The 21,131-nt window shown below is 37.6% G+C and carries 18 protein-coding genes; all 18 read right to left on the reverse strand.

The window, feature by feature from the left end; translation table 11 throughout:
• Positions 1 to 4 precede the first annotated feature (4 nt).
• On the reverse strand, positions 5 to 1,132 hold the full coding sequence (gene nusA, locus RUH74_RS02335) for a transcription termination factor NusA (RefSeq protein WP_313798642.1): 1,128 nt from the start codon (positions 1,130 to 1,132) through the stop codon (positions 5 to 7).
• A gap of 69 nt (positions 1,133 to 1,201) precedes the next feature.
• Positions 1,202 to 1,675, reverse strand: a complete 474-nt coding sequence (gene rimP, locus RUH74_RS02340) for a ribosome maturation factor RimP (RefSeq protein ID WP_313798836.1) — start codon at positions 1,673 to 1,675, stop codon at positions 1,202 to 1,204.
• A 232-nt stretch (positions 1,676 to 1,907) separates the two neighbouring features.
• Positions 1,908 to 6,230 carry a PolC-type DNA polymerase III gene (locus tag RUH74_RS02345; protein ID WP_313798643.1) on the reverse strand — a complete coding sequence of 1,441 codons (4,323 nt, stop codon included), beginning with the start codon at positions 6,228 to 6,230 and terminating at the stop codon, positions 1,908 to 1,910.
• A gap of 164 nt (positions 6,231 to 6,394) precedes the next feature.
• Complete coding sequence (locus RUH74_RS02350) at positions 6,395 to 8,098, reverse strand: proline--tRNA ligase (protein ID WP_313798644.1); 1,704 nt, start codon at positions 8,096 to 8,098, stop codon at positions 6,395 to 6,397.
• Positions 8,099 to 8,302: 204 nt separating this feature from the next.
• The gene (gene rseP / locus RUH74_RS02355) at positions 8,303 to 9,565 is read right to left on the reverse strand and encodes an RIP metalloprotease RseP (RefSeq protein ID WP_313798645.1); all 1,263 of its coding nucleotides are present in this window, start codon (positions 9,563 to 9,565) and stop codon (positions 8,303 to 8,305) included.
• A gap of 111 nt (positions 9,566 to 9,676) precedes the next feature.
• Entirely contained in the window at positions 9,677 to 10,819 is a 1,143-nt protein-coding gene (locus tag RUH74_RS02360) for a 1-deoxy-D-xylulose-5-phosphate reductoisomerase (protein WP_313798646.1), read from the reverse strand.
• A gap of 191 nt (positions 10,820 to 11,010) precedes the next feature.
• The gene (locus RUH74_RS02365; protein ID WP_313798647.1) at positions 11,011 to 11,799 is read right to left on the reverse strand and encodes a phosphatidate cytidylyltransferase; all 789 of its coding nucleotides are present in this window, start codon (positions 11,797 to 11,799) and stop codon (positions 11,011 to 11,013) included.
• A gap of 19 nt (positions 11,800 to 11,818) precedes the next feature.
• Positions 11,819 to 12,595 (reverse strand): undecaprenyl pyrophosphate synthase, encoded by a 777-nt coding sequence (locus RUH74_RS02370; protein WP_313798648.1) that lies wholly within the window; start codon positions 12,593 to 12,595, stop codon positions 11,819 to 11,821.
• Between the two features lie 598 nt (positions 12,596 to 13,193).
• Positions 13,194 to 13,751, reverse strand: a complete 558-nt coding sequence (gene frr, locus RUH74_RS02375) for a ribosome recycling factor (RefSeq protein WP_313798649.1) — start codon at positions 13,749 to 13,751, stop codon at positions 13,194 to 13,196.
• On the reverse strand, positions 13,751 to 14,476 hold the full coding sequence (gene pyrH / locus RUH74_RS02380; RefSeq protein WP_313798650.1) for a UMP kinase: 726 nt from the start codon (positions 14,474 to 14,476) through the stop codon (positions 13,751 to 13,753). The genes frr and pyrH overlap by 1 nt, the downstream gene beginning before the upstream one ends.
• A gap of 265 nt (positions 14,477 to 14,741) precedes the next feature.
• Positions 14,742 to 15,623 carry a translation elongation factor Ts gene (gene tsf / locus RUH74_RS02385; RefSeq protein ID WP_313798651.1) on the reverse strand — a complete coding sequence of 294 codons (882 nt, stop codon included), beginning with the start codon at positions 15,621 to 15,623 and terminating at the stop codon, positions 14,742 to 14,744.
• Positions 15,624 to 15,816: 193 nt separating this feature from the next.
• Positions 15,817 to 16,518 carry a 30S ribosomal protein S2 gene (gene rpsB, locus RUH74_RS02390; protein WP_313798652.1) on the reverse strand — a complete coding sequence of 234 codons (702 nt, stop codon included), beginning with the start codon at positions 16,516 to 16,518 and terminating at the stop codon, positions 15,817 to 15,819.
• A gap of 151 nt (positions 16,519 to 16,669) precedes the next feature.
• Complete coding sequence (locus RUH74_RS02395) at positions 16,670 to 17,323, reverse strand: hypothetical protein (RefSeq protein WP_313798653.1); 654 nt, start codon at positions 17,321 to 17,323, stop codon at positions 16,670 to 16,672.
• A gap of 9 nt (positions 17,324 to 17,332) precedes the next feature.
• Positions 17,333 to 17,650 carry a hypothetical protein gene (locus RUH74_RS02400; protein ID WP_313798654.1) on the reverse strand — a complete coding sequence of 106 codons (318 nt, stop codon included), beginning with the start codon at positions 17,648 to 17,650 and terminating at the stop codon, positions 17,333 to 17,335.
• 42 nt (positions 17,651 to 17,692) lie between these two features.
• On the reverse strand, positions 17,693 to 19,051 hold the full coding sequence (locus tag RUH74_RS02405) for a flagellar assembly protein A (protein ID WP_313798655.1): 1,359 nt from the start codon (positions 19,049 to 19,051) through the stop codon (positions 17,693 to 17,695).
• A 27-nt stretch (positions 19,052 to 19,078) separates the two neighbouring features.
• A complete protein-coding gene (locus RUH74_RS02410; RefSeq protein ID WP_313798656.1) occupies positions 19,079 to 19,840 on the reverse strand; it encodes a FliA/WhiG family RNA polymerase sigma factor in 762 nt (253 codons plus the stop codon).
• 153 nt (positions 19,841 to 19,993) lie between these two features.
• On the reverse strand, positions 19,994 to 20,491 hold the full coding sequence (locus RUH74_RS02415; protein ID WP_313798657.1) for a chemotaxis protein CheD: 498 nt from the start codon (positions 20,489 to 20,491) through the stop codon (positions 19,994 to 19,996).
• Positions 20,484 to 21,125: a chemotaxis protein CheC gene (locus RUH74_RS02420; RefSeq protein WP_313798658.1), complete on the reverse strand. Its 642-nt coding sequence runs from the start codon at positions 21,123 to 21,125 to the stop codon at positions 20,484 to 20,486. The genes RUH74_RS02415 and RUH74_RS02420 overlap by 8 nt, the downstream gene beginning before the upstream one ends.
• Between the last annotated feature and the right edge of the window lie 6 nt (positions 21,126 to 21,131).

Raw genomic sequence — 21,131 nt, forward strand, 5'->3', positions numbered from 1 at the left:
TCTATTATTCCGTATCATCCGATAAATCAAAATTCTCATCCCCGAAATCATTATCATCAAAATTTAATAATGTTTCTTCTCTTGGATAAATACCAGACTCTCTCGCATCTGTCTCTGATTTAATATCAATTTTCCAGCCTGTCAGCTTTGCCGCTAAGCGTGCGTTTTGACCGCGTTTCCCAATGGCAAGTGAAAGCTGGTAATCAGGGACAATGACAGTTGTAGCTTTCTCTTCCTCATTCACAATCACATCTAATACTTTGGAAGGACTTAACGCATTAGCTACGAAAACAACAGGATCCTGTGACCATTTGACAATGTCTATTTTTTCTCCTTTAAGCTCATTGACAACCGCCTGAACCCTCGTTCCCTTCGGTCCGACACATGAACCTACTGGATCAACTTCTTCATTATCAGAATGAACTGATATCTTTGAACGATCGCCAGCTTCACGTGCAACTGATTTAATTTCAACTGTCCCATCATAGATTTCGGGCACTTCAATTTCAAAAAGTCTTTTTAAAAGCCCAGGATGTGTTCTTGAAACAAATATTTGCGGACCTTTTGTTGTCTTCTCAACCTTCGTAATAAATACTTTTATACGATCATGAGGCTTGTAATGCTCATTTGGCATTTGTTCATTAGCAGGAAGAATGGCTTCAATTTTTCCGAGGCTAACATAAATAAATTTAGAATCTTGTCGCTGCACAATCCCAGTCATAATATCTTCTTCGCGGTCAATGAATTCAGAATAGATGATTCCTCGTTCTGCCTCTCTTACGCGTTGTGTAACGACTTGTTTTGCGGTTTGTGCCGCAATACGGCCAAAATCCTTTGGTGTAACTTCTAATTCTACGATATCTTCAATTTGGTAATTAGGATTCAATTTACGGGCATCTTCGATTGAAATTTCAAGTCTAGGATCAAATACCTCATCAACCACTTCTTTACGTGCAAAAACCCTCATCGTCCCACTGCCAAGATTTAAATCGATACGGACGTTCTGAGCTTGATTAAAATTTCTTCTGTATGCAGAAACAAGTGCTGCCTCAATGGCCTCAATAATCACTTCTCTTGAAATTCCTTTTTCTTTCTCAAGCAAGGTCAGAGCATCCAACAATTCACTGCTCATGAAACATATATCCCCCTTATTAGAAAAGCGTAAGCGCTAGACATTATTTTTCTTTGATAAATAAACTGATTATGAAAAAACCACTGCTAGACGAGCGTTGGCCACTTTTTCATATGGAATGTCCACAGTTTTTTTTCTTGTTTTAATTTTGATTTCAACTGATACGGTTTGACCATCAAACTGTGTTAAAATTCCTTCAAATGTTTTTTCCCCATCGATGGGCTCATACGTCTTAATAAAAACATTTTTGCCGATTGCTTTTTCAAAATCTTTTTCGTTTTTAAGAGGGCGTTCAGCTCCCGGTGATGATACCTCTAAGAAATAGTTATAAGGAATGGGGTCAACCTCATCAAGCTTGACACTTAATTGTTCACTTACAAGTCCGCATTCTTCAATATCGACACCTGTTTCCTTATCAATAAATACGCGAAGGAACCAATCCCTTCCTTCTTTTACATATTCAATATCTACTAATTCTAGTTTGAGTTCATCTAAAATAGGGGTGACTAATTCTTCAACCTTTTCAGTCACTTTGCTCATAATATCCCTCCTTTTTCAACAATCTTAACCTCGCATTGTAATTTTCATTAATAAAGTATCCATTTGTCCTGAACGAAAAAAAGCGTACACAACACGAAAGAGTGGGTTGCCCCACTCTTCTTTTACGAGAGTTATAAATAGTATTTCCATTAAGACTATACCATAACCAAATTTTTTATGCAAATGGAAATGCTGTCAATTCAAGGCTTTTAAACGATCTCTCCACTTTCTCCGCTTAAAATAAGGAAAGCTGGTTTTGCTCTGGCAATGATTCTAAGCAACCATGGTTATCCAAATACTCAATAATAGTTTTAGACAATTTGCCTCGCTGCTGTAAATCCTCCTTCGAAAGGAATTCGCCTTCCTCCCTTGCCTTCACAATGTTGATAGCCGCATTTGTTCCGAGTCCAGGAATCGCATTAAATGGAGGAATGAGCGCTCCGTCATCAATAATAAATTCATTTGCACTTGATCGATAGAGATCAACCTTCTTGAATTTAAATCCACGCTCGCTCATTTCAAGCGCAAGCTCCATTACTGTTAATAAGTTCTTCTCTTTATTAGAAGCATCCAAGCCCTTTGCATTTATATCATCGATCAAGGATCGAATAGCCTGAGAGCCTTTCGCCATTGCATCTACATCAAAATCCTCCGCACGCACGGTAAAATAAGCTGCATAGTAAAGCAGCGGGTGATGAACCTTAAAATAAGCAATCCGAACGGCCATTAATACATATGCCGCGGCATGGGCCTTAGGGAACATATATTTGATTTTTTTACATGAATCAATATACCATTCCGGAACCTCGTTCTTCCTCATTTCTTCTTCCATTTCTTCACTTAATCCCTTACCTTTACGGACTGATTCCATAATTTTAAAAGCAAATGCAGGCTCTAAACCTTGATAAATCAAATAAACCATAATATCATCACGGCAGCCGATTACTTCACTGAGCGTACATATTCTATTATGAATGAGCTCCTGTGCATTCCCTAGCCAAACATCGGTACCGTGAGACAATCCAGAGATTTGAACAAGCTCAGAGAATGTGGTAGGCTTCGTATCCTCTAACATTTGCCGTACGAATCTCGTACCGAACTCCGGAATGCCAAGTGTTCCTGTTTTACACATAATTTGTTCTTCTGTTACACCAAGAGACTCCGTCCCACTAAATATCTTCATTACTTCTGGATCATCGGTAGGGATTGTTTTCGGATCAATTCCGCTTAAATCCTGGAGCATCCGAATCACTGTTGGATCATCGTGTCCAAGTATATCAAGCTTTAATAAGTTGTCATGGATGGAATGGAAATCAAAGTGGGTTGTTTTCCATTCTGAATTTTTATCATCTGCCGGAAATTGAATCGGCGAGAAATCATAAATATCCATATAATCAGGAACTACGATAATTCCCCCAGGGTGCTGTCCAGTTGTCCTCTTTACCCCTGTACAGCCAGACGCAAGACGATCAATTTCCGCTCCCCTCAATTGAAGGTTGTTATCTTGCTGATAGGCTTTTACATACCCAAAGGCAGTCTTATCTGCAACAGTTCCAATCGTTCCGGCACGATACACATAATCCTCACCAAAAAGTACCTTTGTATAGTTATGTGCACGCGGCTGATATTCACCCGAGAAGTTTAAGTCAATATCAGGAACTTTATCTCCTTTAAAGCCTAGGAATGTTTCGAAAGGAATGTCATGTCCATCCTTTTTATATGTCGCGCCGCAGGCTGGACAGTCCTTATCAGGCAAGTCATAGCCAGAACCGACAGACCCATCATTAAAGAATTCCGAATGCTTACAGTCAGGACAAACATAGTGTGGAGGAAGCGGATTAACCTCTGTAATTTCCGTCATCGTTGCAACAAAGGATGAGCCGACAGATCCCCGTGAACCTACAAGATAACCATCATCTAATGATTTTTTAACGAGCTTATGAGAGATTAAGTAAATAACGGCAAACCCGTGGCCAATAATACTCTTTAATTCCTTTTCCAAGCGGGCCTCAACAATTTCAGGTAAATTGTCTCCATAAATCCTTCTAGCCATGTCATAGCTCATATTGCGCATTTCATCATCTGCGCCCTCAATCTTAGGTGTGTATAAATCATCTTTAATTGGTTTGATTTCATCGATCATATCTGCGATTTTATTTGTATTTTCAACAACAATCTCTCGCGCTTTTTCGGTTCCTAAAAATTTGAATGCATCGAGCATTTCATTCGTTGTTCGGAAATGGACATCTGGCAGCATATGACGATTTAACGGATTCGCCCCGCCTTGAGAATTAATTAGTATTTTCCTGTATATTTTATCATTTGGATTTAAGTAATGGACATTGCCTGTTGCCACAACAGGAAGACCTAGCTTATCACCAAGCTGAACAACCTTTCCAATAATGTCCTCTAACGCCTTTTCATTTCGTACTAACTCCAGCTCCAAAAGATGTGCATATACTTCCTTTGGATGCACCTCTATATAGTCATAGAATTGTGCAGTCTCTTCTACCTCTTCAGGTGACTTCTGCATCATTCCCTCAAACACTTCACCTTTATCGCACCCAGATCCTACTAAAAGACCTTCCCGATACTTTTCAAGCTGAGATCTTGGAATTCTTGGTACACGGTAAAAATAATTAAGATGTGCAATAGACACAAGCTTAAAAAGATTTTTCAAGCCTGCCTCTGTTTGTGCAAGCAATGTACAATGATAGGGTCTTGCACGCTGGTATGCATTGCCCTGACCCATATTATCATTAAATTGATCGTGATATTCTATTCCTTTTTCTGCAGCATCTTTCAGCATTTTCAACAGGAGATACCCGGTTGCTTCAGCATCATAGATTGCTCGGTGGTGCTGTGTCAATTCAATATCAAATTTCTTTGCCAGTGTATTCAATCGATGGTTCTTCATATCTGAATAAAGAAAACGCGCAAGCTCAAGTGTATCAATGACAGGATTTGTAGCTTTCCCTAAATTTATTTTCTTATAGCCAACATTTAGAAATCCCATGTCAAAAGAGGCATTATGCGCTACTAATATCGCATCACCAGTCCATTCATGGAAATCCCTCAGAACTTCCTCAACCTCTGGTGCATTTTCAACTAGATCATCAGTAATTCCAGTTAAGTTAATAGTCGTAGCAGAAAGCGGGTGGTGTGGATTAGCGAAAGATTCAAAACGGTCGATTATTTCCCCGTCGCGAATTTTTACAGCTGCAAGTTCGATGATCGTATCATACACAGCTGATAATCCTGTTGTTTCAACGTCAAAGACAACATACGTTTCCTCACTTAGTAAGCGATGAGTACTGTTATATGCAATCGGTACCCCGTCATCAACTAAATTCACTTCAACTCCATACAAGATCTTAATATCATTTTTCTTCCCTGCACTAAATGCTTCTGGAAATGATTGAACGACTGCATGATCTGTTATCGCGATCGCCTTATGACCCCATTTTTTTGCTTGGCCTACTAGTGCACTGACAGATGAAACAGCATCCATTTGACTCATTGGCGTATGCAGATGTAACTCCACTCGCTTTTCATTTTCAGGAGCAGTATCTTTTCTTTGAATAGGTTTTATTTCATTAATATCATTCCCAATCATAACAAGGTCGCGGACAAAGGTATCGTTTTGGACACTGCCTCGAACTTTTAGCCACATGCCTTTTTGAACATGCTGATAAAGTGCCGCATCTTCTTTATCGCGCGAAAACATTTTAACTAGGATTGAACTTGTGTAATCTGTTATTTTAAAGGTTAACAGCGTTCTTCCACTGCGCAGCTCTCTCGTTTCTGCTGAAAAAACATATCCTTCAATAGCGACACGGCGTTCTTCATCAACAATATCAATGAGCTTTCTATAATCTGCATCATCTTTAATCGTTAATCCAATCATTAGCGGACCTTGTAGGGCTGCAGCATCTTGAGAGTCAGCTTCTGCTTCCTTCTTCTGCATATCAATTAACGCCTGAAGACCTCGTTCCTGATCCTCTTTCTCCTTTGCCGCAATAAACTTTTGATACTCTTCATTTGCGTTTTCAGCTGAAATTTCGGTATCAATGACGAATGGAGGGAATCCAAACGTCTCAAATACTTGGCTTAATAGCCCTGCATATTTCCGTTTAATGGATAAGCCTTCTGTCTCATTTCTCACTTTAATAATGATTTTATTACCATTTATCGTGGGAACCTGTTCATTAAGTAACTTTATAAGCGGAGGGGCCATTCCCTCCATTTCCTGAACACCATATTGCCAGTACTCTAAAACCAACTGCTCAGTAAAATGCTGATTTTTCACATGAATCGTAAAAGATACGTTCGCTATATGTGAAAAGGTCTTTTCCAGCTGTGTCGAAAAAAGACTAAAATAACGAAAGGGAAGAATCCTTTCAAGGTTAAAATAAAAATGCCACTTTCTTGCCTTTTTTTCGATCACTACCTTATTAATTTCAGCCTGTTGAAATTGCTGTACAATCAAATCATCTGTTAAATTCAGCTGTTGGAGCAAGAGTTGGAAACGCTCTTTATTGCCTAGGGCATTCTCCATCTTTCTCTCTCCCATCTATTTATATTTCTATCTATCATTTTTCCTTTAGACTACTTTAGACTTTGATAATTATAACATAACCTTAAAGGGGTTATAACCTTTGAAGGCAAGGAAAATTTCTTTATAAAAAATAAGGATTCCTATAAAAGGAATCCGATAAATGATTAATTAATTTCTCTAAGCTTCATAATTGTTTCCATCAGATGATCTCTATGAACCTCTTCCATTTCACCTGATCTACGTACCTTTACTTCTACAATACCTTCTGCAGCTTTTTTACCGATTGTAATTCGGATTGGCAGACCAATTAAGTCAGAATCTGCAAATTTCACACCAGGACGTTCTTGACGATCATCCATTAATACATTTAATTTATTCTTCTTTAATTGTATATATAGTTCCTCTGCAAGAGCCGCTTGTGATTCATCCTTTGTATTTATAGGGATGAGGTGAATATCGAATGGAGATATACCTGTTGGCCATACTAAACCATTTTCATCATTATATTGTTCAACGATTGCTGCCATTACACGTGATACTCCGATTCCATAGCAGCCCATAATCATCGGCTGATTCCTTCCGTTTTCATCCAAATAAGTAGCACCCATTGCTTCACTATAACGCGTACCTAATTTAAAGATATGTCCGACTTCAATTCCTTTGGCAAAAAGAATGGTTCCCTCTCCATCTGGTGAGAGATCTCCTTCTTGAATGAAACGAAGATCAGCATATTTTGTAACCTTGAAATCACGTTCCGGATTGACATTTATATAGTGAACATCCTCTTCATTCGCTCCACAAACAGCATTCACTAAACCTGCAATTGCATGGTCAGCAATGATTTCAACTGAATCTACGCCAACTGGGCCAAGTGAACCAAATGAGCAGCCAAGAATAATACTTGCTTGCCCAGCATCCGCAAGCTCAACCTCTGATGCTTCAAACAAGTTCTTCAGCTTAATATCATTTACATCGTGGTCTCCACGTACTAATACTAAAACATGCTTGTCATCCACTTTAAATAGCAATGATTTTATACATTGGTCTTTTGCTACATTAAGAAAAGCAGATACTTCTTCAATTGTTTTTTTGCCTTCTGTTTTAACTTTTTGCAATTCATTTTGTGGCTCATCGCTTTTTTCATAAGTATTTATAACAGGAGCCATTTCAATATTTGCAGCATAAGTTGACGTATCGGAATAAGCAATCGTATCTTCGCCGATTTCAGATAATACCATGAACTCGTGGGTATCTTTCCCGCCCATTGCACCAGAATCAGCAATAACAGCACGGAAATTTAGTCCGCAGCGAGTAAAAATATTTGTATACGCTTGATAAAGTCTATCATACATCTCGTCAAGACTTTCTTGAGAGGAATGGAATGAATAAGCATCTTTCATAATAAACTCTCTGCCACGCAAAATTCCAAAACGAGGTCGTTTTTCATCCCTGAATTTTGTTTGGATTTGATATAAAGCAAGCGGCAGTTTTTTATATGATTTAATTTCATCACGAACAAGGCTAGTTATGACTTCCTCGTGCGTAGCTCCTAGAGCAAAATCACGCTCATGGCGATCCTTTAGTCTCATTAGCTCTGGTCCATATGTATACCATCGGCCTGATTCCTGCCATAGCTCTGCTGCTTGCATTGCAGGCATCAATAATTCGACCACACCTGCTTCATCCATTTCTTCTCGTACAATCGTTTCAATTTTTCTTAGTACCTTCTGTGCTAGTGGCAAATAGCTATAGATCCCACTTGCATTTTGGCGGATATAACCAGCTCGCAATAATAATTGATGGCTTTTTATCTCTGCATCCGCTGGTACTTCTCTTAAGGTAGGAATAAGCGTCTTACTTTGTTTCATTTAATAGCACCTCTATTATTTATTGGAAGAAAGTGATTGTTGTTATAACTAGCCTATGATATACACGTAAATGAATATACATCATAATGAACAGGTATACCATCGGCCAATTTTATGCACGAACTAAATATTATTTACACATATCGTTTTTATAAAAAGCACAGGGTCAAATCCTTAATGGAGTATGACCCTAAAGGGAAATTATTATAGGAAAAACCTTTGAATATCGTTCCAAGTAACAACAAGCATTAACAGCATTAAAAGGGCAAAACCTATAAAATGGACCATTCCCTCTTTATGACGATCAATCGGCTTTCCTCTTACCGCTTCAACTGCAAAGAACATGAGTCTTCCGCCGTCTAATGCAGGAATTGGCAATAAGTTCATAATTCCAAGGTTAATACTTAAAATAGCTGCCCATTTCATTAAATAGAAAATCCCAGACTTCGCTACTGTATCAGTTGAAACATAAATGCCTACAGGGCCGGATAAAGCGTCAATAGAAAACTGTCCAGTTACTAACTTTCCAAGCATAACAAATATTTCTTTTGTCCAAAGATATGTTTCTTTTGCACCGTGCGAGATCGCTTTTATAGGTGATTTTTCCATCGGCTGAAACACACCTATTATTCCGATCTTTTCTCCTTCTGCCTCTTGAACTTTTGGTGTTACAGGCAGCTGCAGTTCTTCTCCATTTCGTTCAAGTGAAAATTGCAACTCTTTATTAGGATGTTTGCGGATAATTTCAACTACGTCAGACCAGCTTGAAATTTCTGCACCATCGACACTTTGAATATAGTCTCCTTCTTTTAGACCTGCTTCCATTGCCGCGCCATCCTCTGTCAGCTTCCCAAGAACAGGATCATTCGTTGGAATCCCCTGCAATAGGCCAATCAATATGAATACAACGAAGGCAAGGATAAAGTTCATCATTGGGCCGGCAAAAATAGCCATTGTTCGTTGCCAAAGTGTTTTTGATGCAAATTGTCTATCATAGGGAGCAATCAGCGTTTCCGTCCCATTTTCAACCAAAACAGCATTTGCACTGATAGGGAACGATTGCAGTCTCTCATCTTCGTCCCCTTCAACATACCCCTTAATGACTAAATCATGTTCAATATCCGCGTGCTCAACCTCAACAACCCTTGCATCAGGATATTTTTCTTTATTCGTCAAAATTATTTTATTTGCTTCTTCTTTCTCATTAAACAATAATCCAATACGATAGCCTGGTTTAATCTCGATCATTTCGGGATCTTCACCAGCCATTCGAACAAACCCGCCTATTGGAAGCAGCCGAATCGTATAGATTGTTTCACCCTTCTTATGAGAAAAGATTTTAGGACCGAAGCCAATAGCAAATTCTCTACATAGAATTCCAGCACGTTTTGCAAATACAAAATGGCCTAATTCATGAAAAAACACAAGGGCCCCAAATATTACAATAAAAGCAATAACTGTACTCAAATTATTACCACCTTTTTAAAAGATAAGAAAATTATCTTTTCTGAGTTAGAAAGCTATCTAGCTTCAACAACCATAGTGATATTTTTCCCCTTTAGCTGCTGAAACTTATCTTTATAAAAGTGAGTTTACATACTTTCTTGTTTCGACATCCACTTCCTGAATTTCTATAAGTCCAGGATTGGAGATATTATTATGCTTGCTCAACGCTTTTTCTATTATTTCTTCAATTTGCAGGAAAGATACTTTTCTACCAAGAAACGCGGCAACAGCTGCTTCATTTGCAGCGTTTAGTACAGTTGGCATCGTGCCCCCCGCCTTACCTGCTTCAAAGCTAAAACGCAAGCAGCGAAAACGGTCTAGATCCATTTTACTAAAGTGCAGCTTTCCGATATCTGCTAAATTAAGACGTTTAGCGGAAGGTAGTTTCAACCTATCGGGGTATGTAAGTGCATATTGAATAGGAACTCTCATATCCGGTGTTCCTAATTGAGCGATCACGCTGCTATCATGAAACTCTACCATAGAATGAATGATACTTTCCTTATGCAATAAAACATCAATTTTGTCATAAGGAATTGAAAATAACCAATGTGCCTCAATTACCTCTAGTCCTTTATTCATCATCGTTGCAGAATCAATAGTAATTTTCGTACCCATTGACCAATTCGGGTGATTGAGAGCATCCTCAATCGTAACATTTTGTAATTCTTCTCGCGTGCGGTCTCTAAAGCTTCCACCAGATGCAGTTATTATTAATTTTTCAATGTTTTTTTCTTTCTCTCCTTGTAATGCTTGAAAAATAGCAGAATGCTCACTATCTACCGGAAGCAGGGACACATTATTGCGTTTAGCTTCTTCCATCACAAGATGACCAGCAGTTACAAGCGTCTCTTTATTCGCTATCGCAACTGTTTTTTTCTCCTTAATAGCTGCTAAAGTAGGAGTAAGACCAACACTTCCAGATACTGCATTAACAAGCACATCCGCTTTATGATAAACAGCCACTTCAGTTAGTCCATCTTTTCCATAAGTAAAATGGGTGCCTGGAAAGTCTGTTTTGAGGCTATTTACGAATGATTCTTCCGCAACCGAAACAAGTTCCGGTTTGAATTCCTTAATAATTTTTCTCGTAAGGTCAATGTTTCTCCCTACCGAAATAGCTGCAAGCTTGAATTCAGATGGATGTTCTTTAATTACGTCCAAAGTTTGGGTGCCGATTGATCCAGTAGCTCCCATTAAACTAATATACTTCAATATATTTCATCTCCTGTTGTAAAAAGCAAGACACATCATTTTTATGAGTAAAGGCCCTGCTTTACCTTTAGCAAATGTCTAGCGTTTGCCTCCTCATATTTCAAGCTCCATGTCCACTCCCTACGATAGTCGACATCCATTCGCTCCTCACATTGTGTCTCCCTTAAGTTAGAACTGGCCCTTCCGCTTTCTTAAAATAAATAAATAAAATGGATGAGCGGCCATACAAATAATAAACTGTCAAAACGATCTAATATACCGCCATGACCTGGCATAATATTTCCTGAATCTTTTACATCATAATGTCTCTTTAATGCAGATTCTACTAAATCACCAATTTGTCCAAAAACAGATAATATTACTGTGATTATTAGAAGCTGGAAAAATGATGTTGGGATATTTGTAAATAGAAGAAATAGAATGGCTACAATGAGCGCACAAAATACCCCACCTACAGACCCCTCAATTGTTTTGTTTGGACTAATCTCAGGCCATAGCTTCTTCTTCCCAATAGCTCGGCCAATAAAATAAGCACCTGAATCTGTTGCCCATATGATAAACAAAGAGAAGAAAATATAGATTAATCCCTCTTCCCTGGTTTCTATAAAATAATAAAAACCGATTCCTACATATAATGTTGCTAAAATCGAGAAGGCAACATCGTCAAATGTAAACCTATTCTTTGTTACTACTGTATAAGTTAGGAATAGCAGTACTGCAAGTAAAGCAAACTCAATTTTTGTAAAATGGATGATATTTAGTAGAGCCTGAAATTGATTTGGTAGAAGAAAGATCCATAACAATAATAATGATATAATCCCTGGCACAGAGATAATACTGAGTTTACGCATTTTTAATAGTTCATAAAGTGCAATCGATGCAAATAAATAGGCTAGTACCACAACTGGCATTCCTCCAATAATAACAACCGGGAGGAAAATTGCACCAAATACAATCGCTGAGATAATTCTTTGCTTCATCTAATTTTCAACACCTTTGTTAAACTCCTCCAAAACGCCTTTGTCTGTTTTGAAAAACCTCAATCGCTTCGATAAAATGATCTTCTGAAAAATCAGGCCAAAGGACATCAGTAAACCAAAACTCTGTATAAGCTAGCTGCCAAAGCATAAAGTTACTTAGACGGATTTCACCACTCGTACGAATTAAAAGGTCGGGATCACTTAGTCCCTTTGTCATTAAATAAGAAGAAAAAATATCTTCATTTAATTCATTCTCATTTATTATACCATTTTTACAATCTTTTAAGACTTCCTTAATCCCTTCAATTATTTCATATCGACTTCCATAGTTTAGTGCAAAATTTAATATTAAACCAGTATTTTCTTTCGTGTCTTCCATTGCTTTCTCAATCGCTTTTCTAGTGTGGATAGGCAGCATTTCTTTGTCACCCATCATGATTACTTTCACATTTTCTTCAACCAGCTCTGGAAGAAACGAACCGAGAAACTCCTCAGGGAGCTTCATGAGGTAATCCACTTCCATTTTAGGACGTTTCCAATTTTCTGTAGAGAATGCATAAAGAGTCAATGTTTTCACACCAACTTCATTAGCTAATCTCGTAATTTTCCGAACTACCTTCATTCCTTCATGATGCCCAGCTATTCTCGGCAATGCTCTCTTTTTTGCCCATCTGCCATTGCCATCCATAATAATTGCTATATGTGAAGGAATTTGGAGCTCTTGAATTTTCAACATTCTTTCTCGGAGTTCGGAAGAACTGCTTTGATTCTTCCATCGTTTTATTTTATTTAACATAAGACTGCTCCTTTAAGATAGGTTAATCTTACCCTCCGATTAAAAAAGCGAAAGCGCCTTCGGAACAATAAAAGCGCAGATTGTTCCTGTGAAGAATACACTTAGGGGCTTTCCTTAACGCTAACACCCGAAAAGCACAAGTGAGTACCCGTAAATGATGGGTATGTACCTTTTTGGTAGGAATAGCTTGTAAGCTCGCAGTCAACATAGTCGCGACGTCCTCCTAAAGGCTCTACATGAAGTCTTGCAATGTATCACTAGTGAAGCTTTCCTTTTCTATCGCATTATCGACACTAAACATCCTTGTACGTCGAGTGTAGCGCAGTAGCTAGACAATAACATGCTCGAACATATAAAAAATAAGTAATTGTGCCATTTCAATCTCTTGTAAAAAAATCAACCCTATTTCTGCATGATAATATCATACCAAAAATAAAGAAAGATATCTCTATAAAAAGAATATGTACATTTGTAATAAATAAGAATAATACCTCTTATCAAATACAAGTTTTTATTATTAATCCTCATTTTTCAGTGGTTAGAGTAAAAAAACCCCCTATAGATAGAGGGTCACTATTCTTATTCACAATAAATTTATTTAAACTTCTAGAATTTCTTTTTCCTTATCTTTTGTGATCGAATCAATTTTATTAATATGCTCATCTGTTAACTTTTGAATATCATCAGAGTAACCGCGTAAATCATCTTCCGTGATTTCACCATTCTTCTCGAGTTTCTTTAAATCATCATTTGCATCGCGTCGCACATTACGAATGGCAACTTTTGCCTCTTCCGATTCTTTTTTCACAAGTTTTACGAGGTCTTTTCGTCGCTCTTCTGTGAGCTGAGGAATGGCAAGTCGAATAATACTTCCATCATTTGAAGGAGTTAAACCAATATCAGATTTTAAAATGGCTTTCTCAATTTCACCAAGAATAGATTTATCATAAGGCTGAATAACAAGCAAGCGCGCCTCTGGAACAGATATCCCTGCTAATTGATTAACCGGTGTAGGAGCACCATAATAATCTACCGTAATTCTATCAAGCAATGATGCATTGGCTCTGCCTGCACGAATACTTGCAAGCTCACGAGTATATGCTTGGATTGCTTTCGTCATTCTTTCCTTTGCATTATCAATAACTTGTTTTGGCATTATTTTTTCCCCCTTACAATTGTTCCAATTGGTTCACCCATTACTGCTCGATTAATGTTTCCTTGCTCCATTATCGAAAATACAATTAATGGAATATCATTATCCATACATAGCGACGATGCTGTCGAATCCATGACAGCTAACCCTTCTTTAATTACATCAAGATAAGAGAGATGATCATATTTCTTCGCATCCTTGTCGATGCGCGGGTCTGCTGAATAGACACCGTCTACATTGTTTTTCGCCATTAAGATCACTTCTGCTTCAATTTCCGCTGCTCTCAGCGCAGCCGTTGTATCTGTTGAAAAATAAGGATTTCCTGTGCCAGCAGCAAAGATTACGACGCGTTTTTTCTCAAGATGGCGAATCGCCTTTCTACGAATATATGGTTCCGCAACTTGTCTCATCTCAATAGATGTTTGCACTCTCGTCTCCACACCTAATTGTTCTAGGCTATCTTGAAGTGCTAATGAGTTCATGACAGTTGCTAGCATCCCCATATAATCTGCATTTGCTCGATCCATACCCATTTCTTCCCCAATTTTCCCGCGCCAAATATTGCCTCCGCCTACAACGACAGCTACCTCAACACCTAATTGAGCTAAATCTTTGACCTGTGATGCTACCGACTTTATTACAGCAGGATTAATTCCAAATCCTTGTTCTCCTGCTAAAGCTTCTCCACTTAACTTTAAAACAACGCGTTTATATTTTGGGTTGCTCATAGGGACCTCCATATGTAAAATAGAAAAGCGCATGCGCATTACCCATCCCCAACAAACACGAAACGCGCGAAAGTTGTCCTAACTCTTTCTAAATGAGAACGAAAGCGACACTAGTGCGTCCCGTAACTCGATGGGGGGACTGCTTGCGCTAGACACCTGTACCTAATGTGTTTAGTCTTGAAAAACAGGGAACACATCGTGTTCCCTGAAATGTCAATTTTCTAGTTGTGAATGATTCTTATACTTATAAATGTATGAGTAGAAATTATTTTTTAACTTGGCTCATAACTTCTTCAGCAAAGTTATCTTCACGCTTTTCAATGCCTTCTCCTACTTCAAAGCGTACGAACTCACGGATTTTTCCGCCTTTTGATTCAACGAATTTTCCAACCTTTTGATCAGGGTTTTTAACGAAAGCTTGATCGTTTACACAAACATCTTCAAAATATTTGCTTAAGCGGCCTTCAACCATCTTAGCAACAATATTTTCAGGCTTTCCTTCATTAAGTGCTTGTTGTGTTAATACTTGACGCTCACGTTCTACCTCTTCTTGAGAAACTTCGTCACGAGAAACATACTTAGGGTTAAGAGCTGCAATATGCATAGAAACATCTTTAGCAGCATCCTCATCAGTTGTTCCTTCAAGTACTGTTAATACACCAATGCGTCCACCCATGTGTAAGTATGCACCAAATGCATCATTATCTGTTTTTGTTTTCACTTCAAAACGACGCAAGCTTAGTTTTTCACCAATCTTTGCAATAGCAGCGTTGATGTGGGCTTCAACAGTAGCTCCATTTGCCATTGTTTGAGCAGCAGCTTCTTCAACCGATGCAGGTTTATTAACAAGAAGGTGATCCGCTAATTCTTTAACAAGTGTTTGGAACCCTTCATTTTTTGAAACGAAGTCTGTTTCAGAGTTCACTTCAAGAATGACAGCTGTATTTCCTTCAACTTTCACAGAAGTTAAACCTTCAGCTGCAATACGGTCACCTTTCTTAGCAGCTTTAGCAATCCCTTTTTCACGAAGGAAATCGATTGCTTTTTCCATATCACCATTTGTCTCTTGAAGCGCTTTTTTACAATCCATCATTCCTGCGCCTGTTTTTTCACGTAGTTCTTTAACCATTTGAGCAGTAATTGCCATTATGAAATCCTCCTTAGAATTGGTTATGTAGTTATATCATTACCAAATATTCTTTATCAAAAAACTTCTTTGCCTATTCTTTAAAAAAAGGTGATAAAGGGGCTCCCTCTTATCACCTTTTTATTGTAGCCTAAATTAGTTAGCGCATTTGAAGTTAGATAGCTGTCTAGCTCCAGCACCTTCCGCATTTCATTTAAGCAGTTGTAACTTCTTCACCTTGTTTTGCTTCAAGAATTGCATCTGCCATTTTACCAGTTAAAAGTTTTACAGCACGAATTGCATCATCGTTTGCAGGGATTACAACATCGATTTCATCTGGATCACAGTTTGTATCAACGATACCAACGATCGGAATGTTTAATTTATGTGCTTCTGCAACAGCAATGCGCTCTTTACGAGGATCGATGATAAATAAAGCGTCTGGAAGACCCTTCATATCTTTGATTCCGCCTAAGAACTTCTCTAAGCGCTCTTGCTCTTTCTTTAATTGTACAACTTCTTTTTTAGGAAGCACTTCGAAAGTACCATCTTCAGACATTCTTTCAATATCTTTAAGACGTGCAATACGTTTTTGGATTGTTTCAAAGTTAGTTAATGTACCACCTAACCAGCGTTGGTTAACATAGTACTGTCCAGAGCGGATCGCTTCTTCTTTTACTGAATCTTGAGCTTGTTTCTTTGTTCCTACGAAAAGGATTGTACCGCCGTTTCCAGCTAGCTCCTTAACGAAGTTGTAAGCTTCTTCAACCTTTTTAACTGTTTTTTGAAGGTCGATGATGTAGATGCCGTTACGCTCAGTGAAAATGTATTTTTTCATCTTTGGGTTCCAACGGCGAGTTTGGTGTCCAAAATGTACACCAGCTTCAAGCAATTGCTTCATTGAAATTACTGACATGTGTATTTCCTCCTAATGGTTTGTTTTCCTCCGCTTAGATCATTTTTAATCGGAAACTGACTTTGCCAGCACCATCCGATTAAATCAAAAAGCGTGTGTATTAACACCATTTGTTAATATATCATAATAATAATATACAATCAAGTTTTTTCTATTGATTGCTTTGGAATTTTAGCAACAGTTCGATCTCTGTTTTCCCCTTATTTAGCTTTTGTGCAATTTTGTCTTCCGTCAATCCTTGTTCTTTCAAAGCAAGTACCTGATTTAAAAACGAATCTTCTTGTAATTGGTCCATTGAATGATTAGCTGACTCCCCATTTTTTACAATTACATCAAAGTTTTTCTCAAGTGGGGGAAGTTTCACTGAATGACCTTCTAATGTTTCAGGGGGCTTACTCTCAATATCCTTGTCCACGGCGATTGAATTTTGTTTATAAGCACTTGCTGCTTTATATACGGAGGCCTTTCCGATTCTGCTTTGAAGAAGAATGTCTTTAGAATCTTTCTCTTTAGTTGCCTTATTCCCATTTTCTTTTGCTTTTTTGTAAGTATTATTTTTATTGGAATCGATTTCATTTATAGGTTCAGACCGAATCCCTATACCCTTTACGCGATCAATAAATGCTTCGTTTTCTTCTTTCATTTGCACCAAATAAGTAGATATTACTTCTTCCATATCAGAAATCATTTTCTCTTGCTTTCTCTCAACCTGTGAAAGGCGATTTTGGCGAAGAAATAAGATGATAATAGCAAAAATAGCTAAAACATTTAAAAACAAACTTATCAATAACAAAAAAGTGGTCATATAATCCCTCTATCCACTAAAGTCAATTACCGTCCCTTTATATGGGTGATATTCTTTATTTTTTTCTTCAGGCTCTTCCTTTTTTTCTTCATTTGCTTGTTGCCGATTTCGTTCATGATGGTGATCCTTCTTCTTTTGTGAAAGATGAACATTTCCCTTTTGCTCTTGCTTGATTACTGTTTTTCTTTTTTTCTCATCTTCCTTTAAGGTTTGTTGTGTGGCTATTTCATTCATGTTGTGTCCGCGCTGCTGTAGCTGCTCTTGAATTTTACCTGCCTCAACTGTTCTAGGCAAGGCAATTTGCATTTCTACAGATTTTAAGCTCATACACTTTCACCCTTACTATGTGCTTTGTTAAGGCAACCAATTTTATATACATGCTTCGGAAATAATTTCACCATTTGAGAAATAATACCGGCAATTTGAGTATTTCTTCTGTATTTGTTTAGCATACTTACCAAAGTGCAAAGTAGTATTTGGAAATACATTTTCGTATATGTATATGGATGAATCATGTTTCTCATTCATTTCGATCTCTAGTCTTTCAAGTTCCTCATCAATCTCTTTTAATTGTTGAATGATGTGATCTTTAGTTACTCTTTGCTTTTGGATGATTGCCTTCTGCTCTTCAGAAAGAGTACCGTTCATTTTACCAATCTGCAGCAATTTTTGCTCAATATTAACTAATTTTTTGAGATTATCATTTAATTCTTTCTTCTCTTTACGAAGCTCGTTTTCTTTATCTACTAAATGAAAATCAGCACCGGCACGAATTTCTGTCTTGGTAAATAACCGATTTCCAACTTCCTTTATGTAAAGGTCCCTTCCTACAGATAAAAGGCCTCCAATAATGAGTGCTTTTCTGCAGTATAGTGAACCTCCTGCCTGAACATTGCTATGCAGAATGGAATTTTCCACATAAACATCTTGTTCAGCTTGAACATTTGCTTGATTTAGATAAGCGGCTTGAATATTTCCACTAGCTATAAGAGACCCCTTATGACTGCCAGAAACACCACCAGATATGATGATATTTCCCCCAGCAAAAATAGTTGCTGCCTCAACTAATCCGAAAATTTTAATATCCCCGCCTGCCTTCACCTCGTATCCACTAGGAACATTTCCTCTAATGACAACATTCCCAATAAAATCAATATTACCTGTTTTCAGATCTAGATCCCCATTCACTTCATAAACAGGATTAACAGAGATCATTTTATTTGTCAGACTTAATTGTCCATCAGAGGTTGAATAAAATGTTGACCCATTCAATATGACATTTTTTCCAGGCCTGATTTTAAGTGGTTTTCCATTTTTTGCGGGTATTATCCGTCCTGTTACATCTGTACCTGTCGTCCCAGGTGTTGGCGGAATAATTGTCGCTAGTGTTTGTCCAGCCTTCACAGAAGGGATTTGAATAACATTACGAAAATTAAACTTTTCTCTTTTTTCATGCTTTTCATTTTGGACTTCATCCAGCAAGTAAGCATCTATTCCATCTTTTGGCGGTAACCCTTCAGCAATAACGATTGGATAGGAAATAGATAATGGTTGAATGCTAATCTCTCTAACTACATCCTCCTTAATACCAAAAATGATTTTTTCCTTATTGAGAAAATGAATAAGTTCTTCATAGTTTATTGATAAATCCCCTTCAGACTTTTCAATCAATTCGATTTTTGCTGATAATCTATTTTTTTCGATCAAAATACGGAAATAGTTTTCCATTGGTCATCTCTACTTTCTCCTTAGAATTTAAAAGACCTTTTCCAATGCATGCCGTAATTTAAAAATCGCTTTGGAATGAATTTGAGAAATTCTAGATGTTGAAAGATTCATGACTTGTCCGATCTCAGTTAGGGTCAATTCTTCTTTATAAAATAAGCTAATTACTAATTGTTCTTTCTCATTTAATTGAGATATTAATTTCACCATCTCAGCAATCGTTTCATCCTTTATTAATTTCTCCTCAGGCATTTCTGTACCTTCATCTTTAATAATAAAAGACTGACCATCTTTATCATCTTGGTCACTTGACTTTTCATCAATCGAAAGAATATTGGCAAAAAAATGTTCATTCATGACTGAATGGACTTCTTCTTCCGTCATAGAAACTTCTAAAGATATTTCCTGGATGGATGCCTTCCGAGCAAGCCGCTGTTCAAGCTTTTCAATTGCCGCTTCAATCTTTTTTGCCTTTTCTCTTGTATTTCGGGGGAGCCAATCCTCTTTTCGTAAACCATCTAGAATGGCACCGCGAATTCTAAAAGAAGCATATGTATCAAACTTTAAATCACGATTTGGTTCAAACTTTTCTAAGGCATCATATAAACCCATTAAGCCAAGACTTCTCAAGTCATCTCTTGAAACATTTCTCGGTAAATTTACGGAAATACGCTGAACATGATAACTTACAAGAGGTAAATATTTTTGAACGAGGAAATTTCCCGCTTGAGCATCACGAGAAGTGACCCAACTTTGCCAATATGCTTGCTCTTCTGTCATTTGATGTGCCATATGGTCATCCTCCTCAAACGTTTACATTTTTCGTCACTACACAATAGTATATCAAAAAAATTATGAACAAAATAGACAATGCTTCTCTTAATTAAGGACAAAAAAGGAAAACAGCCCTTCCATTCAGAAAGAGGCTGAATTCGTTCATTATCTTTATAATTCCTGAATGCCTTTATTCACTGTTCGAATATGTAAGATGCAGGTTTGTGGATTAAACTCTATAGTCCTTCCACTGTTTCCGCCAACATCCTCTGCCATAATTGCAATATTTAAAGCAGCAAGTTCTAATTTGACAGCTTCAACGTTCCTTGGGCCAATACGCATCATGTCATTGCCGCCTGAAAATTGAAACATTTGTGCACCACCAGCAATTTTTGCCTTTAAAAAGCTGGCTCGTGCCCCATGACGAATTAATTTTGAAACAAGATCCTTTACAGCCGTATCAGCATACTTTGCGATGTTTAAGACACCTGATTTAGCAAGAGAAGAGTCAGGGAGCATCACATGTGCAAGTCCAGCAATTTCTCTTGCTTGATCATATACAACAACACCCACACAGGATCCTAATCCTGACGTGCGAATAATATCTGGTGTTTTAACTATATTCATATCAGCAATTCCGACTTTAATAATGGTTTTACTTTCAATCATTATGCGGAACCCCTAGAGATTTAAATATCGTTTGAAAAGAATCCGGATCTGGCAAAAGGAAAAAATGTCCCTTTACATATTCTGTGTCCGCTTCTTCATCTTCGTTTAAGGCTGTATCTATTACAATCGCATAGTCACTTACATGTGATAATTCTATTAATCCGTAGCTAATAATTGCTCCAACCATATCAATACTTAATGCAGGAACAGAAGGATACAAAGATAGATTTGTAAAATCAGATAAAGATGATAAGTAGGATCCTGATAAAATATTCCCTAGCTCCTGTAAAGCCGATAAACCTATTTCACTATATGGAGGAGTCTTGAGGGAAAAACTTTCATCTCCAATCATTTCTCTAATGAAGCTTGTCGCCTGTTCGATAGGCAAAACAAAAAACATGCTCCCTGGTGCTTCCCCCTCAATTCTTAAGAAAACACCAGCTACAACATTTTCAGCTCCTCCTGCCATATTCATCATTTCATCAAACGAAACAATTTGAACACTAGGAACTTTCATATCAATCTTCTTATTTAGCAATGTTGATAAAGCAGTTGCTGCATGACCTGCACCAATATTTCCAATTTCCTTTAATATATCAAGATGGATAGATGAAATTTTTTCAATAAAACTCATTTGTAA

Origin of the sequence: Cytobacillus sp. (genome assembly GCF_032154635.1) — a bacterium.
Taxonomy (GTDB): domain Bacteria; phylum Bacillota; class Bacilli; order Bacillales; family Cytobacillaceae; genus Cytobacillus.

Excerpts from the sequence above, each read along its gene's own strand:
- nusA (WP_313798642.1), bottom strand. The coding sequence starts at position 1,132 with ATGAGCAGTGAATTGTTGGATGCTCTGACCTTGCTTGAGAAAGAAAAA.
- RUH74_RS02345 (WP_313798643.1), bottom strand. The coding sequence starts at position 6,230 with ATGGAGAATGCCCTAGGCAATAAAGAGCGTTTCCAACTCTTGCTCCAA.
- RUH74_RS02350 (WP_313798644.1), bottom strand. The coding sequence starts at position 8,098 with ATGAAACAAAGTAAGACGCTTATTCCTACCTTAAGAGAAGTACCAGCG.
- RUH74_RS02365 (WP_313798647.1), bottom strand. The coding sequence starts at position 11,799 with ATGAAGCAAAGAATTATCTCAGCGATTGTATTTGGTGCAATTTTCCTC.
- RUH74_RS02370 (WP_313798648.1), bottom strand. The coding sequence starts at position 12,595 with ATGTTAAATAAAATAAAACGATGGAAGAATCAAAGCAGTTCTTCCGAA.
- frr (WP_313798649.1), bottom strand. The coding sequence starts at position 13,751 with ATGCCAAAACAAGTTATTGATAATGCAAAGGAAAGAATGACGAAAGCA.
- pyrH (WP_313798650.1), bottom strand. The coding sequence starts at position 14,476 with ATGAGCAACCCAAAATATAAACGCGTTGTTTTAAAGTTAAGTGGAGAA.
- tsf (WP_313798651.1), bottom strand. The coding sequence starts at position 15,623 with ATGGCAATTACTGCTCAAATGGTTAAAGAACTACGTGAAAAAACAGGC.
- rpsB (WP_313798652.1), bottom strand. The coding sequence starts at position 16,518 with ATGTCAGTAATTTCAATGAAGCAATTGCTTGAAGCTGGTGTACATTTT.
- RUH74_RS02395 (WP_313798653.1), bottom strand. The coding sequence starts at position 17,323 with ATGACCACTTTTTTGTTATTGATAAGTTTGTTTTTAAATGTTTTAGCT.
- RUH74_RS02400 (WP_313798654.1), bottom strand. The coding sequence starts at position 17,650 with ATGAGCTTAAAATCTGTAGAAATGCAAATTGCCTTGCCTAGAACAGTT.
- RUH74_RS02405 (WP_313798655.1), bottom strand. The coding sequence starts at position 19,051 with ATGGAAAACTATTTCCGTATTTTGATCGAAAAAAATAGATTATCAGCA.
- RUH74_RS02410 (WP_313798656.1), bottom strand. The coding sequence starts at position 19,840 with ATGGCACATCAAATGACAGAAGAGCAAGCATATTGGCAAAGTTGGGTC.
- RUH74_RS02415 (WP_313798657.1), bottom strand. The coding sequence starts at position 20,491 with ATGATTGAAAGTAAAACCATTATTAAAGTCGGAATTGCTGATATGAAT.
- RUH74_RS02420 (WP_313798658.1), bottom strand. The coding sequence starts at position 21,125 with ATGAGTTTTATTGAAAAAATTTCATCTATCCATCTTGATATATTAAAG.